The sequence below is a fragment of the Algoriphagus antarcticus genome (assembly GCF_002150685.1).
In the GTDB taxonomy this organism is placed as follows: Bacteria; Bacteroidota; Bacteroidia; order Cytophagales; family Cyclobacteriaceae; genus Algoriphagus; species Algoriphagus antarcticus.
Genome location: NZ_MSSW01000027.1, coordinates 119,934 through 142,782, shown reverse-complemented (window position 1 = coordinate 142,782; position 22,849 = coordinate 119,934). Strand labels below are relative to the sequence as shown.

The window sequence follows — 22,849 nt, the reverse complement described above, 5'->3', positions numbered from 1 at the left end:
GGAGTCTAAGTATTGTGAGCATAGGAGAGATTGAGTGAAAAGAGAATGGTGATAGTGTGTTAATTTCCATGTGAATCTTTAAATTACCTTTATACCTTAAAACAGAATGTCCGACAGTCCTAAAAATACAAGCTCGACCGATCTGCCTTCCAAGCAAGAAATGCTTCTGAAAGAGTCGGTTATGGCAAAGAGCATCGTAATCTCACTTGGCAGGATTGGCTACGAATCCATCGATACCTAAATAGCATTGCTTACGGATATGATATTGATAATCCTCCAAGAATGGACAAAACTGTATTTAGCGCAAGATCTCGTGATTAACGGAAAATATATTTGATGAAGATTTCAGAGAGTTTATAGAAGCATTAAACAAGTATAACGTTGAGTGTATTTTAGTTGGTGGATTCTCGGATATTCTCGAACCACAGGAGATCTTGATGTGTGGGTGAATAAGTCAAAGGAAAATTATGAGAGACTTAATAAAGCTTTAAATGATTTCGGAATGTCGGTTTTTGATATGACTGAGGAGAATTTTTTGAATCATCCATTTTGGGATGTATTCTCATTTGGAAGATCCCCTGTTGCCATTGATATCATGACTTCAGTTAAAGGTTTAGATTTTAAAGAATCATATCAAAAAAGTAAAATATTTGAAGAACAAGGTGTTCAAATAAGAACAATCCCTAAAAATGATTTAATAACAGCAAAGAAAGCCTCAAATCGTCCCAAGGATAGGGATGATTTAGAAAATATTGGATAACAATTTTAGTAAATCACCATTATTCCCATGCCTCTATCCCTCCTCACTCCCCGCCCCTCATTCGAGGAAAATCCCAAGCTTGCCAAAGCAGCTCACAACCTGAGCACGCTAATCTCTGCTATAGAGCAAATGTCAATTCCTGCTATTCAGAAGCAGAAAATCAACGAGATCGTCACTGGAGTGAATAACTTTCCCGGCCCAGATCCAGAGTTACTTAAACAATTAAAATCTGCGCAGAAAGGAGTTATAACACTTTTGGAAAATGATCTTAAAATAGCTCCCAAAAATCATTATCAGCTTCAATGGCTCGTTCTTGGAATGGCAGCTTTCGGTATTCCGTTGGGGGTTGTCTTTGGTTTTGCATTAGGCAATTTGGCTTTTATGGGAATTGGCTTGCCGATTGGGATGGGCGTGGGTATAGCAGTAGGTTCTGCAAAGGACAAAAAAGTTATGGAAGAGGGTCGTCAATTGGACTGGTTGGCCAAATAACTTTTCTGTAAGTATTTTTTAATTTGAGACCTTATTTCATCGAGTAGGTTTATCTTCCTGCAAGTCCTTACACACTTACTAAATCTTCTTGCCAAAGCCTGAGCTTTTTGTAATTTAACCATCGAAACCCATTACCTATGAACCCCCTGAATAGAAGAGAATTTTTAAAAGGAAGTACTGCTCTGATGTCACTGGCCAGTTTCGGCCTACTTGGAATGGATTTTAAAGACAGAAAAGGCCCGCTGCAAGTGGCGCTCATCGGCACTGGTTGGTATGGCAAATCGGATCTTTTTAGACTGATTCAAGTGGCAGAGGTAGAAGTAGTTGGTCTTTGTGATGTGGACAGTGAGCAATTGGCTGAGGCAGGAAGATTAGTAGCCACTAGGCAAAAGTCCGGGAAAGTACCCACACTTTACGAAGACTACAAGGAGCTTTTGGCAAAAGAAAAACCGGAGTATGTACTAATCGGAACACCTGATCACTGGCATGCCCTTCAAGCGATAGACTGCGTGAAAGCTGGTGCGCATGTTTACTTGCAAAAGCCGATTTCGGTAGATGTGATCGAAGGGGAGGCAATTTTGGCGGCAGCCAGAAAATATGACCGAAAAGTGCAGATTGGTACTCAGCGCAGAAGCACGCCGCATTTAATAAAAGCAAAAAAAGAAATTATCGATTCTGGAAAACTGGGAAAAATCTCCCATGCGGAGGTTTGCTGCTATTACCACATGCGCAACAGCAGCAAACCTGCTGCGATGCCAGTTCCTGAAAACTTGAATTATGATCTTTGGGCTGGACCTGCTCCCATGCTACCTTATCGAGGCATTTTGCACCGAGGCTGGCGCGCATTTATGGAATATGGCAATGGCATCGTTGGTGATATGTGCGTCCACATGCTGGATGCAGTACGCTGGATGCTGGATTTGGGTTGGCCGGTCCAGGTGACTTCTACAGGCGGGATTTACGTGCAAAAAGACAGTGTATCAAATATTTCAGATACGCAAACTGCACTTTTCGAATTTGACAAAATGAATGTAGTCTGGCAGCACCGCACCTGGGGTAATCCCGTGGACAAGGATTATCCTTGGGCTTTTAAAATCTATGGGGAAAACGGCATGCTGGCTGGAAGTCCTATGCAAGCAGACTATTATCCTGACGGCAAAGGAGAAGCTATTCACTACGAGGTGCTGCTTGAAAAAGAGCAATATCCAGAAGATGTCACCGAGAAATCCATTGAGATACATGCCGCTCCTGCCACGCGTGAGCAGATGAAAGACTGGCTTCATGCCATAGAAAGCAATACTTTGCCTGTGGCAGATGTGCTTCAAGGTCATATTTCTACTGCTTCCTGTATCTTGGCAAATATGTCCATGGAACTAGCAGGCAGACCGCTTCGCTACGACCCAAAAACCATGACAGTGATCGGTGATGAGGAAGCAACCGCACTTTTGAGAAGACCATACCGTGATGGGTATGTGCATCCTGAACCAGATCAAATTTGAGATTTCAAATTATTGAACAACCACCCGTTCATCCAATTACATTTGCTAAGGATTAGTGTTTTTGTAACTTAAGAGATGCAATAAACCTCAAACCCTTAATTTATGAATTCATTTAATCGAAGAGATTTCCTCAAAGGCTCTTCCGCTTTAGCTACCCTTGCTAGTTTTGGCCTATTAGGCATGGATTTCAAAGACCGCGAAGGGCCTCTTCAAGTTGCGCTAATCGGTGCTGGCTGGTATGGAAAATCAGATCTTTTTCGCCTGATTCAAGTAGCAGATGTCAATGTGGTCGCACTTTGCGATCCTGACAAAAACATGTTGAAAGAAGCCGGTGACCTGGTCGCGACCCGCCAAAAGTCTGGAAAAGTCCCTTTACTATATGAAGATTACAAAAAACTTTTAGCCAAAGAAAAGCCAGAATATGTACTGATAGGTTCGCCTGATCATTGGCATGCTCTTCAAGCAATAGACTGCTTGAAAGCTGGTGCGCATGTTTACTTGCAAAAGCCAATTTCTGTGGATGTGATCGAAGGCGAAGCAATAGTGGCAGCTACTCGAAAGTATAATAAGAAAGTGCAGGTAGGAACTCAACGAAAAAGCACTCCACATTTGATCGATGCCAAGGAACAAATCATCGATACTGGAAAGCTAGGTAAGATTTCTCATGTTGAAGTCTGCTGCTATTTTCACATGCGCGCTAATGGAAATCCTCCATTGGAGCCAGTTCCCGCCTTTTTGAATTATGATCTCTGGACCGGTCCGGCTCCGCTGAGACCTTATGATGGCTTACCACATAGGAGATGGTGGAGAACATTTATGGAATATGGAAATGGGATCACAGGAGATATGTGTGTGCATATGTTAGACACCGTTCGCTGGATGCTTGATCTTGGCTGGCCAACTCAGATCACTTCTACAGGCGGAATCTTTGTGCAAAAGGAAGGAAAATCCAATATCTCTGACACGCAATCTGCGATTTTCGAATACCCAGAGCTCAATGTAGTCTGGCAACATCGAACTTGGGGCAATCCAGATGATCCAGAATATCCATGGGCATTTAAGATTTTTGGAGAAAAAGGAATGCTGGCTGGAAGTACAATGCAGGCTGATTATATACCAATGGACAAGAATGAAAAGGCTATCCATTTTGACTGTCTTTTTGAAAGAGAAAAATATCCAGAAGATTTAACAGAAAAAGATATAGAACTGAACGCTGCACCGGCAACCCGACTTCATATGCAGAATTGGCTGAAAGCAATTGAAACTAATACACTCCCTATTGCGGATATTGAAGAGGGGCATATCTCAACTGCTGCCTGTATTTTGGCGAATATCTCTATGGATTTGGGAGGTAGAGCTTTGAAATACGATCCAAAGACCATGACAGTTATTGGTGATAATGAGGCGACGGAAAGATTGCGAAGACCTTATAGAAAAGGCTACACGCATCCCGAGCCTAAAAGCATTTAATAAATCGCTAAAAGATTAATTCTTCAAAACCGACCTCTTCATCTAAAAGGTCGGTTTTGTTACTTTTGCACTCGCCTCAACCATTCTACGAATATGGTCTATATCATCCCTGCCGAACTTGAAGATTTGGTCTTCGTGCAATCCATCGCTCACCGTACATGGCCTGATACTTTCGGGAAAGTATTAAGTCCGGCGCAGATCGATTATATGTTGGACTGGATGTACGATGTGAAACATCTTGAAAAGCAGCATAAGGACGGACATCAGTTTTTCTTAGCTGATGAGGATGGCGAAAAACTAGGTTTCACAGGAATCGAAGTGGATAATGAGCCGGGCAAAACCAAGATTCATAAGATTTACCTTCTTCCTTCTGCACAGGGAAAAGGCGTAGGGAAGAAACTTTTTGCAAAAATAAGAGAAGTGGCCAAGGCCAATGACCAGAAAAGTCTCCTACTCAACGTGAATAAATACAATCAGGGAGCAATCGATTTCTACGAGTACTTGGGATTTGAAAATATTAAAAGCGAAGTCAATGACATAGGGAATGGCTATGTGATGGATGATTTTGTGTTTGAGATGAAGCTTTGAGGAACTTGGAAATCTTTGATGTACTTGTTAACCTTTGAGGATTTATTTCGAAAGAGGGACGACTGAGAAATCTCCTCGAAGGTTTTTATATTGAGAGTTAAACCTTCGAGCAGATTGTTCACTCCTTTGTCGCTCACAATAACACCTCAAAGGTTATTCAAAATCGTCTCCCATAGAACCAAGCCATTTGCTGGTGCTGGTGGTAATTTCTCAAAATCCTCAGGCGATTCAAAGCGCAGCTTTAGCTCATAAATCTCCATTTCTCCAGTACCAATTTGCCAAATCGCTGACATCATCATGCGGACTTGATGGTGAAGAAACCCTGTTCCGGTGATTTCGAAGTAATAAATCTCCTGCGGAAAAAACTGGCCTAGGAACTCATTCGAAGTAGAAATGCTTGCAGAAAGTACTTCACGCACGTAATCACTCTTATTTACCGAAGGTTTGCAAAAGCCTTTGAAGTCATGTCTTCCCAAGAACAATTGGTAAGCTTCTTTCATCATCTCCCAATCCAACTCTCCAGAAACATTGACGATAAAAGCTGAAGCAAAAGGATGGAAATCTCTGGAATTAGCGAAATAGTAACGGTAAGTTTTCTGAGTGACTGACTGGATCAAGTTGAAACTGGCAGGAACCTCTTGCACTGAGTTTAGCTGAATATCCTGAGGAAGATGTTCGTTAAACAGAGGTAAAAGCGTTTGCATATCTACTTTTTCCCGAAGGAAAACCTGCACAAATCCACCCACACAGGAAACTCCAGCATCTGTCCTGCTAGCTCCGATCAAAGAAAAATCTTCATGTTCCAACACATGCCGAAGCACTCTCTCCACTCTTCGCTGAACGGTTTGTTGATTTGGCTGAGGTGCCCAGCCTTTGTATCGCGCGCCGAAATAGGAAATGGAAAAGAGGTAAGAATGGGGTCTGGATTGCAAGGGGAATTGGGGATTTGTGATTTTCTACTTAGATGTTAATCTAAAATTTAGAAGTTCGGGATTCTGATTTGTATTAAAAATTGCAAGAACATAAACTGTTTCTACATCAAAAACATAAAGCAGTAAAAAAGGAAACTTTTTGAGCGGATATGCTCTGACTCGATCAAAAAATCTAACTTGAAAACTTGCTGGATTACTACATATTACATTTTCAGCATGCTTGAGAGATCCCAAAAATACTTGCCTAAAGATTCCCTTTTGCCTTTGTAATAGTTGAAGGCTTCTTGAATATCGCTCTCAGCTTGTTTCGAATAAAAAATTGAGGCATCCACTACTTACTCTCAATCCTAGAAATCATTTGATACCAGGAACTGAACTTCATTTCCCCTGAGTCATATAACGCAAGCCTTCTTTTCAACTCATCCAATTGATCTGAATTCAAATCATTCTCTGGATTATTGAAATCACTTGCCACAGAATACAATATCTCTAATAATTTAGGATCGGCAGAGTCAACAACTTCGTGAAGCATTTCTTTAAGAATTGAATTTAAGGGATTATACGAGAATAGGTTGCTAATGAATTAAAAAACCACCTCTTTCAAGGTGGTTTTCATTTTTTCTACTGACTCTGCCTTAAGCCAAAATCTTCTTCGCAAGCCAGTCGCCAACTTCTGAAGTCTTGTAAGCTTTACCGCCATCAGCGATATCTTCCGTCACAAATCCTTCTTCTAGTGATTGATTCACTACATCGGAGATCATTTTTGATTCTTCTTTCAAATCAAATGCATAATCAAACATCATCGCTGCAGAAAGAACGGTAGCCAAAGGATTTGCAATGTCTTTTCCAGCTGCTTGAGGATATGAACCGTGAATTGGTTCAAATAATTTGTTGGAAATACCCAGGGATGCAGATGGCATCAAGCCCATAGAACCTGAAATCACAGAAGCTTCATCAGTCAAGATATCACCAAATAAGTTTTCGGTAATCAACACATCGTAAGCTTTTGGCCACTGAATCAAACGCATTGCCACAGCATCTACGAATTCATATTCCACTTTCACATCAGGATATTCCGGAGCAAGCTCTTGTACGGTCTCTCTCCAGAGTCTGGAAGTAGCCATTACGTTTGCTTTGTCCACGCAGGTGAGAAGCTTTCTTCTTTTTTGCGCAGCTTCAAAACCCATTCTCGCCAAGCGTACAATCTCGTACTTGCTGTAAACATTGGTATCGAAAGCCTTAGTGCCTTGCTCATTTCTTCCTCTTGGCTCACCGAAGTAAATCCCGCCAGTCAATTCTCTGAAGAAAACAAAGTCCACACCGTCCACACGATCCAACTTCAACGGAGACTTGTGCACCAGCGAAGGGAAAGTAAACGTAGGGCGAACATTGGCAAACAATCCCAATTTCTGACGCATGAGTAACAATCCTTGCTCTGGACGAACTTTTGCCTTTGGGTCATTATCGTATTTGGGATCACCGATAGCTCCGAACAAAACTGCATCCGCAGCTGCCGCAATCTCATGCGTAGCATCAGGATAAGGTTCCCCCGTCGCATCAATTGCGGCCGCGCCTACTACTGCCTCGGTAAATGTGATTTTGTGTCCGAATTTCTGGCCAATAGCTTTCACTACTTTTACAGCCTGGTCGATTACTTCAGGTCCGATGCCGTCACCCGGCAACAGTGCGATATTCATTTCCATAAAACTTGGATTCTTCTTTCGTTGGTGTTTGATTAAAAGATTCGACGATGTTCAGCATTTTCTCCGTGGCCATCATCGCAGCCACTGTTTGATCAGGATCTAGCCCTTTCGTTTTGAATATTTTCCCATAGTCCCAGGTAACAACAGTTTCGACAAAAGCATCCGTTTTCCCTCCAGGAGGTATGGAGACGTGGTAGTCTATCAACTTAGGAAGTTCTTTCTTGCGGGATTTATAGATTTTTTTGACAGCCTTCATAAAGGAATCATACTGCCCATCTCCTGTCGCAGCTGCATTATATGACTTCCCATGGATGTTTAATCGAAGTTGCACGGAAGGCTTCAACCCATGAGAATGAGTCATATGGTAGCCTTCTATGAAGATGTTTTTGGAAATGGAATTGTTCTGTAATACATCAGATATGATGTAAGGGAGATCCTCTGTGGTCACTCGCTCCTTTTTATCACCAAGTTCGATGATGCGCTGAGTCACTTTCGTAAGTTCTTCCTTTTCCAAAGAAATTCCCAACTCCTCGAGATTCTTGAGAATATTAGCTTTGCCAGAGGTTTTGCCAAGGGCATATTTACGCTGGCGACCAAAGCGCTCTGGAAGTAAATCGTTGAAATAAAGATTCTTTTTATTGTCACCGTCAGCGTGAATTCCAGCAGTTTGAGTGAAGACATTCTCGCCGACGACTGGCTTGTTGGCAGGGATACGCTGACCAGAAAATTGCTCTATCAATTTGCTTACGCGGTAGATCTTCTGCTCCTGCACATTGATCTGAAAATCAGTGAAATCTTTGATCACTGCAATAACTGACTCAAGTGGAGCATTTCCAGCTCGTTCGCCCAAGCCATTTATAGTGGTGTGAATTCCCGCCGCTCCGTACATGATTGCTTCCATCACGTTAGCGACAGAAAGATCATAGTCATTATGCGCATGAAAATCGAAATGTGCATCAGGAAATTTAGTGCAGATCTGGATGAAAAAACCCTTAGTCTCTTCAGGAGAAAGGAGCCCCAACGTATCTGGGAGCATGATTCTCTTCACTGGCTGAGTAGTCAGAAATTCGATCAGCGCAAGGGTATATTCCTGCGAATTACGCATGCCATTTGACCAGTCTTCCAAATACACATTTACATCGATCCCATTCTCCTGAGCGTATTCTATGCTCTTTTGAATGTCTTCGAAATGTTCTGCCTGAGTTTTTTTCAGCTGGTGAATCAGGTGATTTAAAGAGCCTTTGGTCAGCAGATTCATTACTTTTGCACCAGCCTTCAACAGCCAATCCACCGAAGTAGGTGTATCTACAAAACCTAAAACCTCCACACGATCGAGATAGCCTTTTTGGGCTGCCCAATTGGTGATTTTCTGCACTCCTTCCAATTCACCATCTGAAACCCTTGCTGAAGCCACCTCTATCCGATCTACCTTCAGTTCATCCAGCAAAAGTTTAGCGATTTGAAGCTTTTCAGAAGGCAGAAAGGAAACGCTTGAGGTCTGTTCACCATCCCTCAGCGTTGTATCCATTATTTCAATGAGCTTCCTAGCGGTCATTTTCACTTATTTATCCGCAGCAAATGCATCGATTTCCTCAGACATATTCAATAAATAGTCGATGTCGTCGAAGCCATGTTGAATGTTATCTTTCTTGTATTCATTGATGTCAAAAGACTCAGATTCGCCAGTCGAATCCAAAGTGATCTTCTGAGAAGGAATATCCACGGTGATAGTCGCTGCAGGATTAGCGGTGATCGTATCCAGCAATTTGTCCGCAAATCCGGGAGAAACCGTTACTGGTAATACGCCGATATTTAGGCAGTTATTTTTGAAGATATCTGCAAAAAAGCTGGAAACTACACATCTGAATCCGTAATCATAAAGTGCCCATACCGCGTGCTCCCGGCTGGATCCAGAACCGAAATTCCTGCCGGAAACCAAGATTTTCCCGTTATAGGTAGGATCGTTCAAGACAAAATCCCTTTTAGGATTTCCCTCTACATCGTATCTCCAGTCACGGAAAAGATTGTCGCCGAAACCTTCACGCTCAGTTGCCTTCAGGAATCGAGCTGGGATGATTTGATCTGTATCCACATTGTCCGTCGGTAAAGGAACCGCTGTGCTCGTAAGAACAGTAAATTTATCGTAAGCCATTTTTTGTTGATTGAAAGATTGGAATTACTTGTCCGCCGTGGCGGATTGGAAGAACTTGTCCGCCGTGGCGGATTGAAAGATTCCCAACTTCAGATTAATTTTCGAACACTTCTCTTGGGTCGCAGATTTCGCCAGCAATGGCAACTGCCGCTACAGTCAAAGGAGATGCGAGCATAGTTCGCGCTCCAGGTCCTTGACGGCCCTCGAAGTTTCTGTTGGAAGTAGATACTGCGTATTTTCCAGAAGGAATTTTATCATCATTCATCGCTAAGCAAGCCGAGCAACCTGGCTGACGAAGTTCAAATCCTGCTTCTTCCAATATTTTTACCAGTCCTTCTTCATGTGCCATTTTCTCAACTTCACGAGAACCCGGTACAATCCAAGCCGTGATATTTTCAGCTTTCTTATGTCCTTTCACAAATTCGGCTACAGATCTGATATCTTCAATTCTTCCGTTGGTACAAGATCCCACGAATACGAAATCAACCTTTTTACCCATGATTGCTTCACCTGGCTCAAAGCCCATGTATGCTAAGCTTTTCAGGTAAGAAGTCTTATTGCTTCCTTCCATTCCTTCGGTAGTCGGGATATTCCCTATTATCTTGATACCCATTCCCGGATTGGTTCCGTAAGTGATCATCGGCTCGATATCGGCAGCATCGAAATGGTATTCTTTATCAAAAACAGCATCTTCGTCCGTTTTCAGAGTTTTCCAATAAGCAACGGCTTTGTCCCAAGCTTCACCTTTAGGAGCGTATTCCTTTCCTTTTAAGTATTCGAAAGTAGTCTCATCGGGCGCGATCAAGCCACCACGTGCTCCCATTTCGATAGACATGTTGCAAACGGTCATTCTAGCTTCCATAGAAAGACTTTGGATAGCTGAACCTCCGTACTCTACAAAGTAACCTGTAGCTCCTGCCGCTGAGATCTGCGCAATTACATAAAGAATCAAATCTTTAGATGTCACTCCTTTGCCAGCTACTCCATCAATAGTGATTCGCATTTTCTTGGCTTTGGACTGCATGATACACTGCGTAGCAAGCACCATTTCCACTTCAGAAGTACCAATACCAAAAGCGATAGCACCAAAAGCACCGTGCGTAGAAGTATGGCTATCACCACATACGATGGTCATCCCTGGCTGAGTGATGCCAAGCTCAGGGCCAATGACGTGTACAATCCCATGATGTGCAGATCCCAAATCGTGAAGTTCGATGCCGTATCTGGCACAGTTCTCACGAAGTCTTTCCACCTGCATACGGGAAAGCTTGTCCTTTATTGTTTTATCCTGATCTACTGTGGGTACATTATGATCAGGTGTAGCAACTGTACGGCTAGGGTTTTTTACCCCTATTCCGCGTTTTTCCAGATTAAGGAATGCTACCGGCGAGGTCACTTCATGGATAAAATGCTTATCTATGAAGAAAACATCAGGCCCTGATGGAACTGATTTTACCACATGGGCATCCCAGATTTTATCGAATAATGTTGTCTTTTCCATAATTATGCGGTCACGTATTCTTTGACCGGGATTTTATTGAGTGCATCGACAAAAGCCTGAGCTGATGCCAATACAATGTCTGTATGAGATGCAAAGCCATAGTAAGGCTTATCTCCTTTAATTAGTCTCATGTGAACTTTGGCCACATCATCACTTCCATGTGTAATGGCTTGAATTAGGAATTCCTCCAGTTCAACTGCTGACTTGGCGCTTTTTTCAATTGCCTTAAGCACCGCATCCACAGGGCCGTTGCCATGAGCGGTAGAAGTATGTTCCTCATTTCCAATCTTCAAAGATACCTTGGCTTGGATAGTCCCGTTTGAAGAATAGGTTACTTTACCTAGTTCAATGAAATTTGAATCTTCTACGAATTTGCCTACGAGTCCCAAAAGATCTTTTCGACCAATATCACGCTTGCTATCTGCCAAAATCAAGAATTCTTCGTAAACCTCACGAAGTGCTTCTCCTTCCAATTCCACTCCCAAAGCATCCAAATGATGCTTCAAAGCAGCTCTTCCGGATCTTGCTGTTAGAACGATAGTAGATTCGCCTACTCCAACTTCTTTAGGATCGATGATTTCATAGTTCTCTCTATGTTTCAACACGCCGTCTTGGTGAATTCCAGATGAGTGTGCAAAAGCATTTCTGCCTACAATAGCCTTATTTGGCTGCACAGGCATATTCATCAATTTAGAAACTAATCGACTGGTATTGTAAATTTTCTGAGTGACAATTTCAGTGTGGACATCGATTGACTTATGGCATTTGATGGCCATTACCACTTCTTCCATAGAAGTATTTCCGGCGCGTTCGCCGATTCCGTTTATAGTCACTTCCACTTGACGTGCACCGTGCTGTACGCCTGCTACCGTGTTGGCAGTAGCCATACCAAGGTCATTGTGACAGTGTGTAGCAATGATGGCTTTGTCAATATTTGGCACATTATTCCTCAAACTCGCGATAATAGCTCCGTATTGCTCTGGAAGACAATATCCAGTAGTATCAGGGATATTCACCACTGTAGCTCCAGCTTTGATCACTTCCTCAATGATCTTATTTAGGAAGTCCGGATCTGCTCGGCCGGCATCTTCAGCGTAAAACTCCACATCGTCTACAAACCTTCTAGCGAATTTGACCGCAGCCACACCCCGAGCGATAATATCAGCGGGAGTGGAGCGCAGTTTGAATTGAATATGATAAGGAGAAACGCCAATTCCAGTATGAATACGACCTTTTTTAGCGAATTTGAGGGACTGAGCCGCTACTTCGATATCTTTTTCTACAGCTCTGGAGAGGGCACAGATAATCGGGTTGGAAACTGCCTTAGAAATCTCGAGCACAGAATTAAAATCTCCTGGACTAGAAATAGGAAAGCCGGCTTCGATAATATCTACACCTAATTCTTCCAGCGCTTTTGCTACCACAATTTTCTCCTGGGTATTCAGCTGACACCCGGGTACTTGCTCCCCATCTCTCAGGGTAGTGTCAAATATCCATAGCTTCTCACTCATAATTCTTGGGGTTATTTGTGTTAATTATTTTCTGGTCTCAATTGACGGACGACAGCACCTGCCTGCCACATTTCAGAATCTCTCAATTCTTTCAATTCAGCTTCCAATTTCACTCTGTAATCATCTTTAGAGTTAGAGTCGATAGACTTCTGAGCCTCTTGTCCAGTTTTTACACTGTGATATAATTCTTCGAATACTGGTTTAGTTGCATCTCTGAAAGGCTTCCACCAATCCAACGCACCTCTTTGTGCAGTTGTAGAGCAGTTAGCATACATCCAATCCATTCCGTTTTCAGCAACTAATGGCATCAATGACTGTGTCAATTCCTCCACTGTTTCGTTGAAAGCTTCAGAAGGAGAGTGACCGTTTGATCTCAGCACATCGTACTGAGCTGCAAAAATACCCTGGATTGCACCCATTAAGGTACCTCTTTCTCCTGTCAAATCAGACGTAACTTCACGGTAGAAATCGGTCTCAAATAAATAACCTGAACCAACTCCAATACCCAGGGCTACAACACGATCATAAGCTTTACCAGTTCCGTCCTGATAGATTGCATAGGAAGAGTTCAAGCCTCTACCTTCTACAAACATTCTTCTCAAAGAAGTTCCAGAACCTTTTGGTGCTACCAAGATCACATCTACATCAGCTGGAGGAATGATGCCAGTTTTATCTTTGTAAGTAATCCCGAAACCGTGAGAGAAATACAATGCTTTACCTGGAGTGAGGTGTTTCTTTACTGTTGGCCAAAGAGCAATCTGCCCTGCATCAGAAAGAAGGAATTGAAGGATAGTGCCTTTTTCGCAAGCTTCTTCCAATTCGAAAAGTGTCTGTCCAGGAACCCAGCCATCAGCTACGGCTTTGTCCCAAGTTTTGGAGCCTTTACGCTGACCTACAATCACGTTGAATCCGTTGTCTTTCAAGTTGAGCGCCTGCCCTGGACCTTGAACGCCGTAACCTAATACTGCGATCACTTCGTCTTTGAGTACTTCTCTTGCTTTTTCCAGTGGGAATTCTTCCCTAGTTACTACGTTTTCTTCTGTTGAGCCGAATTTTAATTTCATGAGCTTTTATTTTTTAGTACTAGTGTTTAATAGGTTCCTTCGGAATCCCTTTTTTGGTTTATTATTATTTGACAAAACTGTCAATTGTCAACATTCTTTTTGCGACAGCCACCCTACCCGATCTTGCAAATTCCAATAGTCCGTAACCTTTTAGAATTTCGAGTAAATCCTGCGTTTGCTCCTTGTGACCTGTCAGCTCCAAGACTACGAAGTCCGGTTCTGCAGCAATGATCTTCGCATTATGCTGGCGAATGATTTTCTCCAGGCCACCGTCAAGTCTTGACACAGGGATTTTGTACAATGCAATTTCCTGATAAACAACGCTCTCATCCTCATGGTAAAAAGCCTTGATCACATCGATGATTTTCTCGATCTGGTTGACCAGCTGAACAACCGTGTCTTCTGAAGCAGTAACCTCGATTGTGATCCGATGGATTCCTTCCAATCGGCTTTCAGAGGCTGTAAGTGCATCAATATTGATACCTCTCCGGGTAAAAATAATAGTGATGCGATTAAGGATACCGATGAAATTCTCGGTAATAACAAATATGGTATATCGTTTCATGTGTTTATAATTTTCTTTCGAAGGCCACATGGAATCTCGCAAGGCATCCCGATAGCTATCGGGACATCCCTCTGCGTGACGCCTGAGTCATGCTCGATTTCATTGGGTTGGTTTAGCTAAGTCTAACCTCTTCCACTGAGCATCCAGTGGCGATCATAGGGAATACATTATCTTCTTTTTCCACTACCACTTCGAGGAAATACGGTCCATCGTGAATCAGCATATCTTCAATCGATTCTTGTAAATCAGCTCGTTCTGTGACTTTCTGAGCTTGAATATTATATGCTTCAGCTATTTTGATGAAATCAGGATTGTCAAGTTCGGTAAATGAGTAGCGCTTTTCAAAGAACATTTGCTGCCACTGCCTTACCATTCCAAGGAAATTGTTGTTAAGTAACACGATTTTCACAGGAGCTTTGGTCTGCATGATCGTTCCAAGTTCTTGGATAGTCATCTGAATCCCTCCATCACCAACCACACAAATTACCTGCCTTGAGAAATCATGCATCTGAGCTCCCAATGCTGCTGGAAGAGCAAATCCCATTGTTCCCAATCCACCAGAGGTAACTTGAGTTCTAGGCTTTTTATAATTGAAATATCTCCAAGCAATCATTTGATGCTGACCGACGTCAGTTACCAGAACTGCATCATCAGCTTTGTACTTATTGATCTGATGTATCACTTCCCCCATGGTCAAGCCAGGCTTAACTGGTGTCAAATCAGGTTGAATGACCGTAGCATTTTCCTGATCTGCTAGCTCTTGAAATTTGGCCATCCATTCAGGATATGCATTTGCATTGACTGCATCTATAAGCAAGCTGAGGCTATCCTTACAGCTACCAAGAACAGCTACTTCACATTTAACAATTTTATTTATTTCCGCAGGATCAAGTTCCAGATGAATCACTTTGGCCTGCTTAGCATAACGCTTCAAATCACCAGTCACTCGATCGTCAAACCTCATTCCCACCGCTATCAGCACGTCGCACTGATTAGTCAATAGATTTGGTGCATAATTTCCATGCATACCAAGCTTACCTACATAATTCGGATGGTCTTCAGAAAGAGCTCCTGAACCTAATAAGGTGGAGGCAGCGGGTATTCCTGATTTATCCAAAAATGCTTTCAATTCATCTTCAGCATTGCCTAGCACCACTCCCTGTCCAAAAAGAACATAGGGTCTTTTTGCCATATTGATTAAGAAAGCAGCTTCTTGAATGGCTGTTTTTTCTACAGGAATATGTGTTCTATAAGATCGGAAACCCAAACATTTGCTATAATTAAACTCACCAAAGTTAGTCTGTGCGTCCTTAGTGATATCAATTAATACTGGCCCTGGTCGTCCTGACTTGGCTATATAAAAGCCTTTTGCGATAGCTGGAGCAATATCCTCCACTCTTCTGACCTGTATATTCCATTTAGTTGCTGGCATAGAGATGCCCAATACATCGGTTTCCTGAAAAGCATCTGTACCAAGTAAGTGAGAGGCAACTTGCCCCGTGATACACACTAACGGTGTACTATCGATTTGAGCATCAGCTAGCCCTGTGATTAAATTAGTTGCTCCTGGTCCTGAGGTTGCAATACAGACTCCCACTTTACCAGAGACTCTGGCATATCCTTGAGCTGCATGAATCGCTCCCTGCTCATGGCGTGTGAGTACATGCCTTAGCTCATCATGATAATCATGTAATGCGTCGTAAACGGGCATTATTGCCCCTCCGGGATATCCGAAGATTATTTTCGCATTCTCGGCAATGAGTGAGCGTACAACGATGTCAGCTCCTCTTATCATTGAATCCTTCATGGGCTTAGAATTTATCTGTTACGCAACCTTCCGATGCGGTAGAAACTAATTTGTTGTATTTCTTTAATGTTCCCTGTAAGTCAGAAACATCTTTTTGCTTCCAGGATTTCTTCCTTTCTACAAATTCTTCCTCTGATACATTGACGGATAGTTTTAAACCATCTGCATCTATAGTGATGATATCACCATTTTCAACAAGACCAATAGGACCGCCAGTCCAAGATTCTGGAGTGACATGTCCGACTACAAAACCGTGTGTACCACCAGAGAATCTTCCATCAGTAATCAATGCTACGTCAGAACCTAAACCCGCCCCAATGATCATAGAAGTCGGCTTTAGCATTTCTGGCATTCCTGGACCTCCTTTTGGACCGATATTTCTAATGACGAGCACCTCACCTTTTTGAACTTTGTGATCACGGATCGCATCGTTCGCTTCTTGCTCAGAATCAAACACGTGAGCTGGACCAGTAAACGAACTTCCTTCTTTACCTGTGATTTTAGCTACAGCTCCTTCTGGAGCCAGATTTCCAGAAAGAATACATAAGTGACCGGTTGCTTTGATTGGTGTCTCCAGAGGATGAATCACATTCACCATAGAAACTGTAATTGGAGCTACATCTTTTAGATTTTCTTCCAATGTTTTTCCCGTCACAGTCAAGCAATCTCCATGCAAGAAGCCATTTTGCAACATATACTTCATGAATGCAGGAACGCCGCCTTGCTCGTGGAGATCCTCCATCATGAATTTGCCAGAAGGTTTAAAGTCACCAAGCATTGGAGTCTTGGCATTGATAGCTTTGAAATCTTCCAAATTAAAATCTACGCCGGCAGTTCGTGCTATTGCAATGATATGCATCACAGCATTGGTACTTCCACCCAAAGCAATCGCAACGGTCACTGCATTTTCAATACTTTTTCTGGTGATGATATCGCTTGGCTTGATGTCTTTTTCTAAAAGAATTCTCATGTACTTATTCACCTCACGGCACTCTCTGAGTTTCTCAGGAGAATTAGCCGGATAAGATGCAGAATAAGGAAGGGACATACCCATCGCTTCTATAGCTGAAGACATGGTATTAGCTGTGTACATTCCTCCGCAAGCTCCGGCACCAGGACAAGCATTTCGAATGACACCATCATAATCTTCATCTGTAATATTTCCATTTACTCGCTTTCCGAACGCCTCAAAAGCAGATACAATATTTAGCTTTTCGCCTTTGTAGTTACCAGATGCTATCGTACCGCCATATACCAAAATTCCAGGTCTATCGGTTCGGATCATACCCATCAATGCACCTGGCATATTTTTATCACAGCCTGTCACTGCCACACAGCTATCGAACGAATGCCCCACTATGAACGACTCAATAGAATCAGCAATTATTTCCCTAGAGACCAACGAATAGCGCATACCTAATGTACCCATGGTAGTACCGTCAGAAATACCAATGGTATTAAAAACTAAACCGGTCAGATCGTGCTCCTGCGAGGAGGCTTTGATCAGACCGGCAAAGTCGTTCAGGTGCATATTGCAGGGATTGCTCTCATAGCCACAGCTGGCTATCCCCACAAAAGGCTGTTTCATTTTCTTGTCACTCATTCCAGTGGCATACAACATTGCCATGCCTGCTGGATGCTCAGGATTGTCGCTTATTTCCCAACTGTGTTTTTTCAGGGTCATATTCATGGGGGTATAAAAAAAGTGCCTCAGGTTAGTGAGGCACTTCAGATTTTTTTTTATTTCATTATAAAGAATAGTCTAGTGCCTCACATTTAAAATCCAATGAGAATAATTCCGCTTAGCAAAATGACTACTTTATACATACTATTTTTCGAGCTACCCTTCGACTCTATGCCGAAGTACATGACAAACTTAAAACCGAAATTTCAGACTTACAATATTTAATTTTACATTTTTCATCTTTCTCAGATAAAAAATGTATGGGAAATTTATTTTTTCAAAATATAAAACTCCATTTCCCTGAATTTACCCCTGTTTTTCAGTAAATGATTTGTCTAAATTTTAAATTTTCAAAATTTTGTACTGATTTTTGATTTCTTCAACTTTTATCAAAAGTTATTCTCTTTTTTTTAATAAGAAAAATGATATACCACATTTACTTCAATAAACGCTAGATTTTTTGCCAAATTCTCAATTGAGAAAAACCTCATTCCCCCTAAAATTTATTCTAATTTTGAACAAACATTATTTCCAATGATTTCATTTCCAAACGCAAAGATTAATCTGGGTCTTCATATCACTGCCAAAAGAAAAGACGGATATCACGATATAGAGAGCTGTATGGTTCCTATTCCGCTTTTGGATGCTTTGGAAATGATCATCAGTACAAAAAAAACAAGCTTTGAAAACACTGGGCTCGAAATACCAGGAGATTCTCATGACAATCTTATCCTTAAAGCTTATCAGCTTTTGAAGAAAGACTTTCCAAACCTGCCAGAACTAAGCATACACCTACACAAAAATATCCCAATGGGAGCTGGATTGGGTGGTGGTTCTGCGGATGCAGCGTTTGCATTGAGTCTGATGAACAATCTCTTTGATCTGATCCTAGATGATTTCTTTTTGGAAGAATATGCTGCGCAACTTGGAAGTGATTGCGCTTTTTTCATTGAAAACACAACGAAAATTGCCAGAGGAAGAGGAGAGATTTTGGAACCTGTGGAGTTAGACTTAACTGGGACTTATTTGGTTTTGGTCAATCCCGGAATCCACATAGGGACCAAAGAAGCCTATGCTGGTGTAACTCCAACCGGTCCAAAAATAAGACTCGAAGAAGTTTTGGTAGATAAAAGCCGATGGAAAGATGAGCTTGTTAATGACTTCGAAGCCAGCATATTCCCAAATCATCCAGAGATTGCTGCCATAAAAGAACAGTTTTACGAGTATGGCGCTTATTACGCTGCCATGTCTGGCTCTGGCTCTTCAGTGTTCGGACTGTTTGACGAGAAGCCCACTTCAATGGCCTGGCAGGATGGATATTTTAAATTTGAAGCGATTTTATAAATTATTAAAAATAGGAAGGTAAATAATAAATTTGTTTTTTATATTTGTGAATCATAAATATAAATCACAATGGCGACTTTCACTAGTACACTTCCGGACGACCTTCTTCTAAGGCTCGCCGATTATGCAAAAAAGCTTTCTCTGCCAAAGAATAAATTGATAGAAAATGCGCTCAATCTTTATCTCGACCATCTGAAAAGGGCTGAATATGTCAAATCTTACAGACAGGCAGCTCAGGATGATGACATTCTTATGGTCGCAGAAGAAGGAATGGCTGACTACCTAAACCAGATAGAAAATGCGGCAGGGTGATATCTGGATGTCTGACCTCAGTCCTGTGATAGGTTCTGAGCAAGCGGGTAGAAGACCAGTGGTGATCCTTAGCGGAAATCTGATGAACAAATTCCTGCAAGTAGCGATCACCGCTCCGCTTACTTCCAAAATCAAAAACTATCAGGGAAATCCGATTTTAGAACCATCTCAAAAAAACGGGCTGAAGGTGGAGTCTGAACTGATGGTTTTTCATATCAGATCAATTTCAAAGGATCGGCTGATAGAGAAAATCGGAGAGATATCAACTACGGAATTAACTCAGACATTAGCCACACTGAAGGATATTACAACTCTGTAGAATTAATTATCCAAGTGGACGAACAGGCTTTCTTCGCTTATTCAGATAATTCAACACAGGATAAATCAGCACCGACAACAGAATAATCCCCGTCCCCAAGTAAAACTGGGGCGTCATTTTTTCACTTTCTCCAAAAATCAAAACAGCCAACACAATCCCATAGACAGGCTCCAGGTTCACTGTCAAGTTGATCGAAAAAACAGAAAGTCTCTTCATCAATTCCACCGAAACGGAAAAAGCATACACCGTGCAAATTCCTCCAAGAATAAAAAGCCAGAACCAGTCGTAACCAACCCATGCAAATTTCAGACCTTCATCTGTCATGAAATTGGTATAGATGGGCATAAAGAGCAGAGAAAATAAACAAGCGCCTGCCATCTCGTAGAAAGTGATCTGATAAGGATTGTGCCTGTGCGCTAGCTTCCCATTCATGACAGAGAAAACAGCCCCAAAAAAAGAAGACGCAAGTGCCATACTTAAGCCCAACCAATAGCCCGATTCAAAACTAAAAATCACCAAGATCCCTGAAATCACCATCAAACCAAGACCTACCTCATACCATTTGATTTTGGTTCTGTTGAATAATGGATCCACAAAAGCAGTCCAAAGTGACGTAGTTGCCATTCCTGCTAAGCATACAGAAGCTGTGGAAACTCTAGCTGACCAGAAAAACAGAATCCAGTGCATTGCAATCACAAAACCTACTCCAGTGACTTTGATCATGTCAGGAAAAGGCAGGAGCAGGTTCTTCTTTTTCAATAAAAATAGACCAGCAACGCCCAAGGCTGCGATCAAGGTTCTATAAAAAACCAGTTCTATCGCTGGCAAACTGATCAACAAACCCAGAATAGCTGTGAATCCCCATATGAGTACTATCAAATGAAGCATCAAGTAATCCTTGATCGTTGCGGTCATTTAGCGCGGGACGGTTTTGTAGAGAAAAAGACCCGTAGCTGCAAAAATGATATTGGGCAGCCAAACAGCGAAAATAGGGTATGTGGCGCCATTTTCTGCAAAAGTCCTGGAAAGAATAAACAGGATGATATAAACAAACGCGAGCAAAAAGCCCATCGCAATCTGAAAACCAGAACCTCCACGGGTCTTCCTAGCAGACATGATTACCCCAATAAAAGTCAAAATTATCGCTGCAAAAGGGGACATGAACCTCACATATCGTTCAATCTTGTAGAAGCCCACATTGTCTGCACCTCGCTCTTCCAAGATTTTGATCTGTCTGCCTAGCTCGGGAAGTTTTAAGGTTTCATGATGATTTTCAGGCAAGTCAAAATCCTCTGGCCGAATGCTAAGCGTAGTATCAAGATCTTCACCTACTGTATAAATTTCTTCACGCTCCTTGAGCTCTCTGAGCCTCCAATTGTGAAGAGTCCATACCCGCTTGGCAGTATCCCATTCGATTCTATCTGCAGAGAGTTTAGCTAACAATTCGCCATCTTTGATTGTCTCTAAGGTGAAACTATGGCCTGTATTACTGGTATTATAAAACCTACTTATGTACGCGTAAGACTCTGCACCTACTTTGATATGAAGATTTGCCTCGGATGAAGTTTTCTCCTTATCCAGATAGGTGATTCGGAATTCAGTCACTCCTGCAGTCGCTCCCGGTAATACCCAGCCATTCAATAAAAAGCTCGCCCCACCGATCATGCTGGCAGCAAAAAGAAAGGGTCTTAACAATCTCATAAAACTAACTCCGCTACTCAGAATTGCAATAATTTCTGTTCTATCTGCCATTTTGGAAGTGATAAATATAACAGAGATAAAGACCGTGATTGGAGTTAAGAGGTTATTGAGGTACAAGCCATAATTAATCATATACTTGAAAATCTCTCCAGAAGGAACATCATTTCTGATGTAAGTGTCATTCTTTTCTGTAAAATCCAAAACCAAAACCACCAGAATCAGCATGACGACTACGAAAAAGTAGGTCTTGAGAAAATCCTTGATGATCAGTTTGTCGAGTAGTTTCATATCAGAGTCTGGTGCTCACTTTTTTCACCATTTGATCTTTCCAAACGGCAAAATCACCAGCTAGGATATGCTCTCTAGCTTGGCCAACCAGCCAAAGGTAAAAACTTAGATTATGGATACTGGCAATTTGCGCAGCCAAAATCTCCTTGCTAATAGTCAAATGTCTCAAATATGCTTTGCTATAAAAGGTACTCACATAGCCTCCGATCGCTGGATCGATGCCCGAAAAATCATCCTTCCACTTCTCGTTTCGAATATTGATAAAACCCTCCGAGGTGAAAAGCATGCCGTTTCGAGCATTCCGAGTAGGCATCACACAGTCAAACATATCCACACCCAAAGCAATGCATTCCAAAATATTGGCGGGAGTTCCTACGCCCATCAAGTATCGAGGCTTGTCGTGGGGTAAAATATCCGTGACCAACTCAGTCATCTCATACATCATCTCTGCAGGCTCGCCCACAGAAAGTCCGCCGATTGCATTTCCTTGCTGATTGGTCGATGCGATGAATTCCGCACTTTGCTTACGCAAATCCTTGTAAACAGATCCCTGCACGATAGGGAAAAGCGTCTGATGGTAGCCATATTTCCCTTCGGTCGCGTCAAAACGATCAATGCAGCGCGTCAACCAGCGATGGGTCATCTCCATCGAGTTCCTCGCATAGCCATATTCACAAGGATAAGGAGTACACTCATCAAAAGCCATAATGATGTCAGCGCCTATTGTTCGCTGAATATCCATGACATTTTCTGGAGTGAAATGATGCTTCGATCCATCAATGTGTGACTTAAACATCACCCCATCTTCTTTGATTTTGCGGGTTCCCGAAAGCGAAAAGACTTGATATCCTCCGCTATCAGTCAGGATTGGTTTACCCCAGCCGTTGAATTTGTGAAGTCCTCCAGCTTTTTCCAGCACATCCAGCCCTGGTCTTAAATACAAATGATAGGTATTTCCCAGAATGATTTGAGCTTTGATGTCTTGATCCAATTCCCGCTGATGAACAGCTTTCACAGAGCCAGCTGTACCCACAGGCATAAAAATAGGTGTTTGAATATCACCATGATCGGTTTTAACTACACCTGCTCTGGCTTTACTTTTGGGATCACTGTACTCTAAGGTAAACTTCATATCGCTAATGGGTTGCTGGTGAGACCTT

The 22,849-nt window shown here is 42.2% G+C and carries 23 protein-coding genes; 9 read left to right on the top strand and 14 right to left on the bottom strand.

Annotated elements, in window-relative coordinates:
• Positions 1-106: 106 nt before the first annotated feature.
• The 6 genes from BVH04_RS26380 (at position 107) to BVH04_RS10850 (ending at position 4,806) form a co-directional block, all read left to right on the top strand.
• Positions 107-241: a hypothetical protein gene (locus BVH04_RS26380; protein ID WP_262481368.1), complete on the top strand. Its 135-nt coding sequence runs from the start codon at positions 107-109 to the stop codon at positions 239-241.
• A 144-nt stretch (positions 242-385) separates the two neighbouring features.
• Positions 386-760: a hypothetical protein gene (locus BVH04_RS10870; protein ID WP_240510901.1), complete on the top strand. Its 375-nt coding sequence runs from the start codon at positions 386-388 to the stop codon at positions 758-760.
• 27 nt (positions 761-787) lie between these two features.
• A complete protein-coding gene (locus BVH04_RS10865) occupies positions 788-1,249 on the top strand; it encodes a hypothetical protein (protein WP_086541493.1) in 462 nt (153 codons plus the stop codon).
• A gap of 137 nt (positions 1,250-1,386) precedes the next feature.
• Positions 1,387-2,748, top strand: coding sequence for a Gfo/Idh/MocA family protein (locus BVH04_RS10860; RefSeq protein WP_086541492.1), 1,362 nt, complete (start codon positions 1,387-1,389; stop codon positions 2,746-2,748).
• A 102-nt stretch (positions 2,749-2,850) separates the two neighbouring features.
• Positions 2,851-4,218 (top strand): Gfo/Idh/MocA family oxidoreductase, encoded by a 1,368-nt coding sequence (locus BVH04_RS10855; protein WP_086541491.1) that lies wholly within the window; start codon positions 2,851-2,853, stop codon positions 4,216-4,218.
• 93 nt (positions 4,219-4,311) lie between these two features.
• Positions 4,312-4,806, top strand: a complete 495-nt coding sequence (locus BVH04_RS10850; protein WP_086541490.1) for a GNAT family N-acetyltransferase — start codon at positions 4,312-4,314, stop codon at positions 4,804-4,806.
• A gap of 146 nt (positions 4,807-4,952) precedes the next feature.
• Here the strand turns inward: BVH04_RS10850 and truA are convergent, their stop codons facing one another.
• The 11 genes from truA to ilvD all read right to left on the bottom strand — a co-directional run bounded on the left by truA (position 4,953) and on the right by ilvD (position 17,725).
• A complete protein-coding gene (gene truA, locus BVH04_RS10845; RefSeq protein WP_169714411.1) occupies positions 4,953-5,738 on the bottom strand; it encodes a tRNA pseudouridine(38-40) synthase TruA in 786 nt (261 codons plus the stop codon).
• A gap of 331 nt (positions 5,739-6,069) precedes the next feature.
• A complete protein-coding gene (locus BVH04_RS10840; protein ID WP_086541488.1) occupies positions 6,070-6,270 on the bottom strand; it encodes an addiction module protein in 201 nt (66 codons plus the stop codon).
• A 103-nt stretch (positions 6,271-6,373) separates the two neighbouring features.
• Positions 6,374-7,441, bottom strand: a complete 1,068-nt coding sequence (gene leuB, locus BVH04_RS10835) for a 3-isopropylmalate dehydrogenase (RefSeq protein WP_086541487.1) — start codon at positions 7,439-7,441, stop codon at positions 6,374-6,376.
• Complete coding sequence (locus tag BVH04_RS10830; protein ID WP_086541486.1) at positions 7,410-8,996, bottom strand: alpha-isopropylmalate synthase regulatory domain-containing protein; 1,587 nt, start codon at positions 8,994-8,996, stop codon at positions 7,410-7,412. Before BVH04_RS10830 ends, leuB begins: the two co-directional genes overlap by 32 nt.
• Positions 8,997-9,002: 6 nt before the next feature.
• Complete coding sequence (gene leuD / locus BVH04_RS10825; RefSeq protein ID WP_086541485.1) at positions 9,003-9,593, bottom strand: 3-isopropylmalate dehydratase small subunit; 591 nt, start codon at positions 9,591-9,593, stop codon at positions 9,003-9,005.
• Between the two features lie 94 nt (positions 9,594-9,687).
• Positions 9,688-11,094 (bottom strand): 3-isopropylmalate dehydratase large subunit, encoded by a 1,407-nt coding sequence (leuC, locus tag BVH04_RS10820; protein WP_086541484.1) that lies wholly within the window; start codon positions 11,092-11,094, stop codon positions 9,688-9,690.
• Between the two features lie 2 nt (positions 11,095-11,096).
• Entirely contained in the window at positions 11,097-12,605 is a 1,509-nt protein-coding gene (locus BVH04_RS10815) for a 2-isopropylmalate synthase (RefSeq protein WP_086541483.1), read from the bottom strand.
• A 20-nt stretch (positions 12,606-12,625) separates the two neighbouring features.
• Positions 12,626-13,669, bottom strand: a complete 1,044-nt coding sequence (ilvC, locus tag BVH04_RS10810) for a ketol-acid reductoisomerase (protein ID WP_086541482.1) — start codon at positions 13,667-13,669, stop codon at positions 12,626-12,628.
• A 64-nt stretch (positions 13,670-13,733) separates the two neighbouring features.
• Complete coding sequence (gene ilvN / locus BVH04_RS10805; RefSeq protein WP_086541506.1) at positions 13,734-14,234, bottom strand: acetolactate synthase small subunit; 501 nt, start codon at positions 14,232-14,234, stop codon at positions 13,734-13,736.
• A gap of 112 nt (positions 14,235-14,346) precedes the next feature.
• The gene (gene ilvB / locus BVH04_RS10800; RefSeq protein WP_240510900.1) at positions 14,347-16,041 is read right to left on the bottom strand and encodes a biosynthetic-type acetolactate synthase large subunit; all 1,695 of its coding nucleotides are present in this window, start codon (positions 16,039-16,041) and stop codon (positions 14,347-14,349) included.
• 4 nt (positions 16,042-16,045) lie between these two features.
• The gene (gene ilvD, locus BVH04_RS10795) at positions 16,046-17,725 is read right to left on the bottom strand and encodes a dihydroxy-acid dehydratase (protein WP_086541481.1); all 1,680 of its coding nucleotides are present in this window, start codon (positions 17,723-17,725) and stop codon (positions 16,046-16,048) included.
• Positions 17,726-18,259: 534 nt separating this feature from the next.
• On the opposite strand from ilvD, the gene ispE reads away from it, so the two are divergent.
• The 3 genes from ispE (at position 18,260) to BVH04_RS10780 (ending at position 19,700) form a co-directional block, all read left to right on the top strand.
• Positions 18,260-19,069, top strand: coding sequence for a 4-(cytidine 5'-diphospho)-2-C-methyl-D-erythritol kinase (ispE, locus tag BVH04_RS10790; RefSeq protein ID WP_086541480.1), 810 nt, complete (start codon positions 18,260-18,262; stop codon positions 19,067-19,069).
• A gap of 69 nt (positions 19,070-19,138) precedes the next feature.
• Entirely contained in the window at positions 19,139-19,381 is a 243-nt protein-coding gene (locus tag BVH04_RS10785) for a CopG family transcriptional regulator (protein ID WP_086541479.1), read from the top strand.
• Positions 19,368-19,700, top strand: coding sequence for a type II toxin-antitoxin system PemK/MazF family toxin (locus BVH04_RS10780; protein WP_086541478.1), 333 nt, complete (start codon positions 19,368-19,370; stop codon positions 19,698-19,700). Before BVH04_RS10785 ends, BVH04_RS10780 begins: the two co-directional genes overlap by 14 nt.
• A gap of 6 nt (positions 19,701-19,706) precedes the next feature.
• Here the strand turns inward: BVH04_RS10780 and BVH04_RS10775 are convergent, their stop codons facing one another.
• The 3 genes from BVH04_RS10775 to tgt are packed head-to-tail and all read right to left on the bottom strand — an operon-like array spanning position 19,707 to position 22,821.
• A complete protein-coding gene (locus BVH04_RS10775) occupies positions 19,707-20,615 on the bottom strand; it encodes a DMT family transporter (RefSeq protein WP_086541477.1) in 909 nt (302 codons plus the stop codon).
• A complete protein-coding gene (locus BVH04_RS10770) occupies positions 20,616-21,689 on the bottom strand; it encodes an LptF/LptG family permease (protein ID WP_086541476.1) in 1,074 nt (357 codons plus the stop codon). It lies immediately after the preceding gene.
• A 1-nt stretch (position 21,690) separates the two neighbouring features.
• A complete protein-coding gene (tgt, locus tag BVH04_RS10765) occupies positions 21,691-22,821 on the bottom strand; it encodes a tRNA guanosine(34) transglycosylase Tgt (RefSeq protein ID WP_086541475.1) in 1,131 nt (376 codons plus the stop codon).
• Positions 22,822-22,849 lie beyond the last annotated feature (28 nt).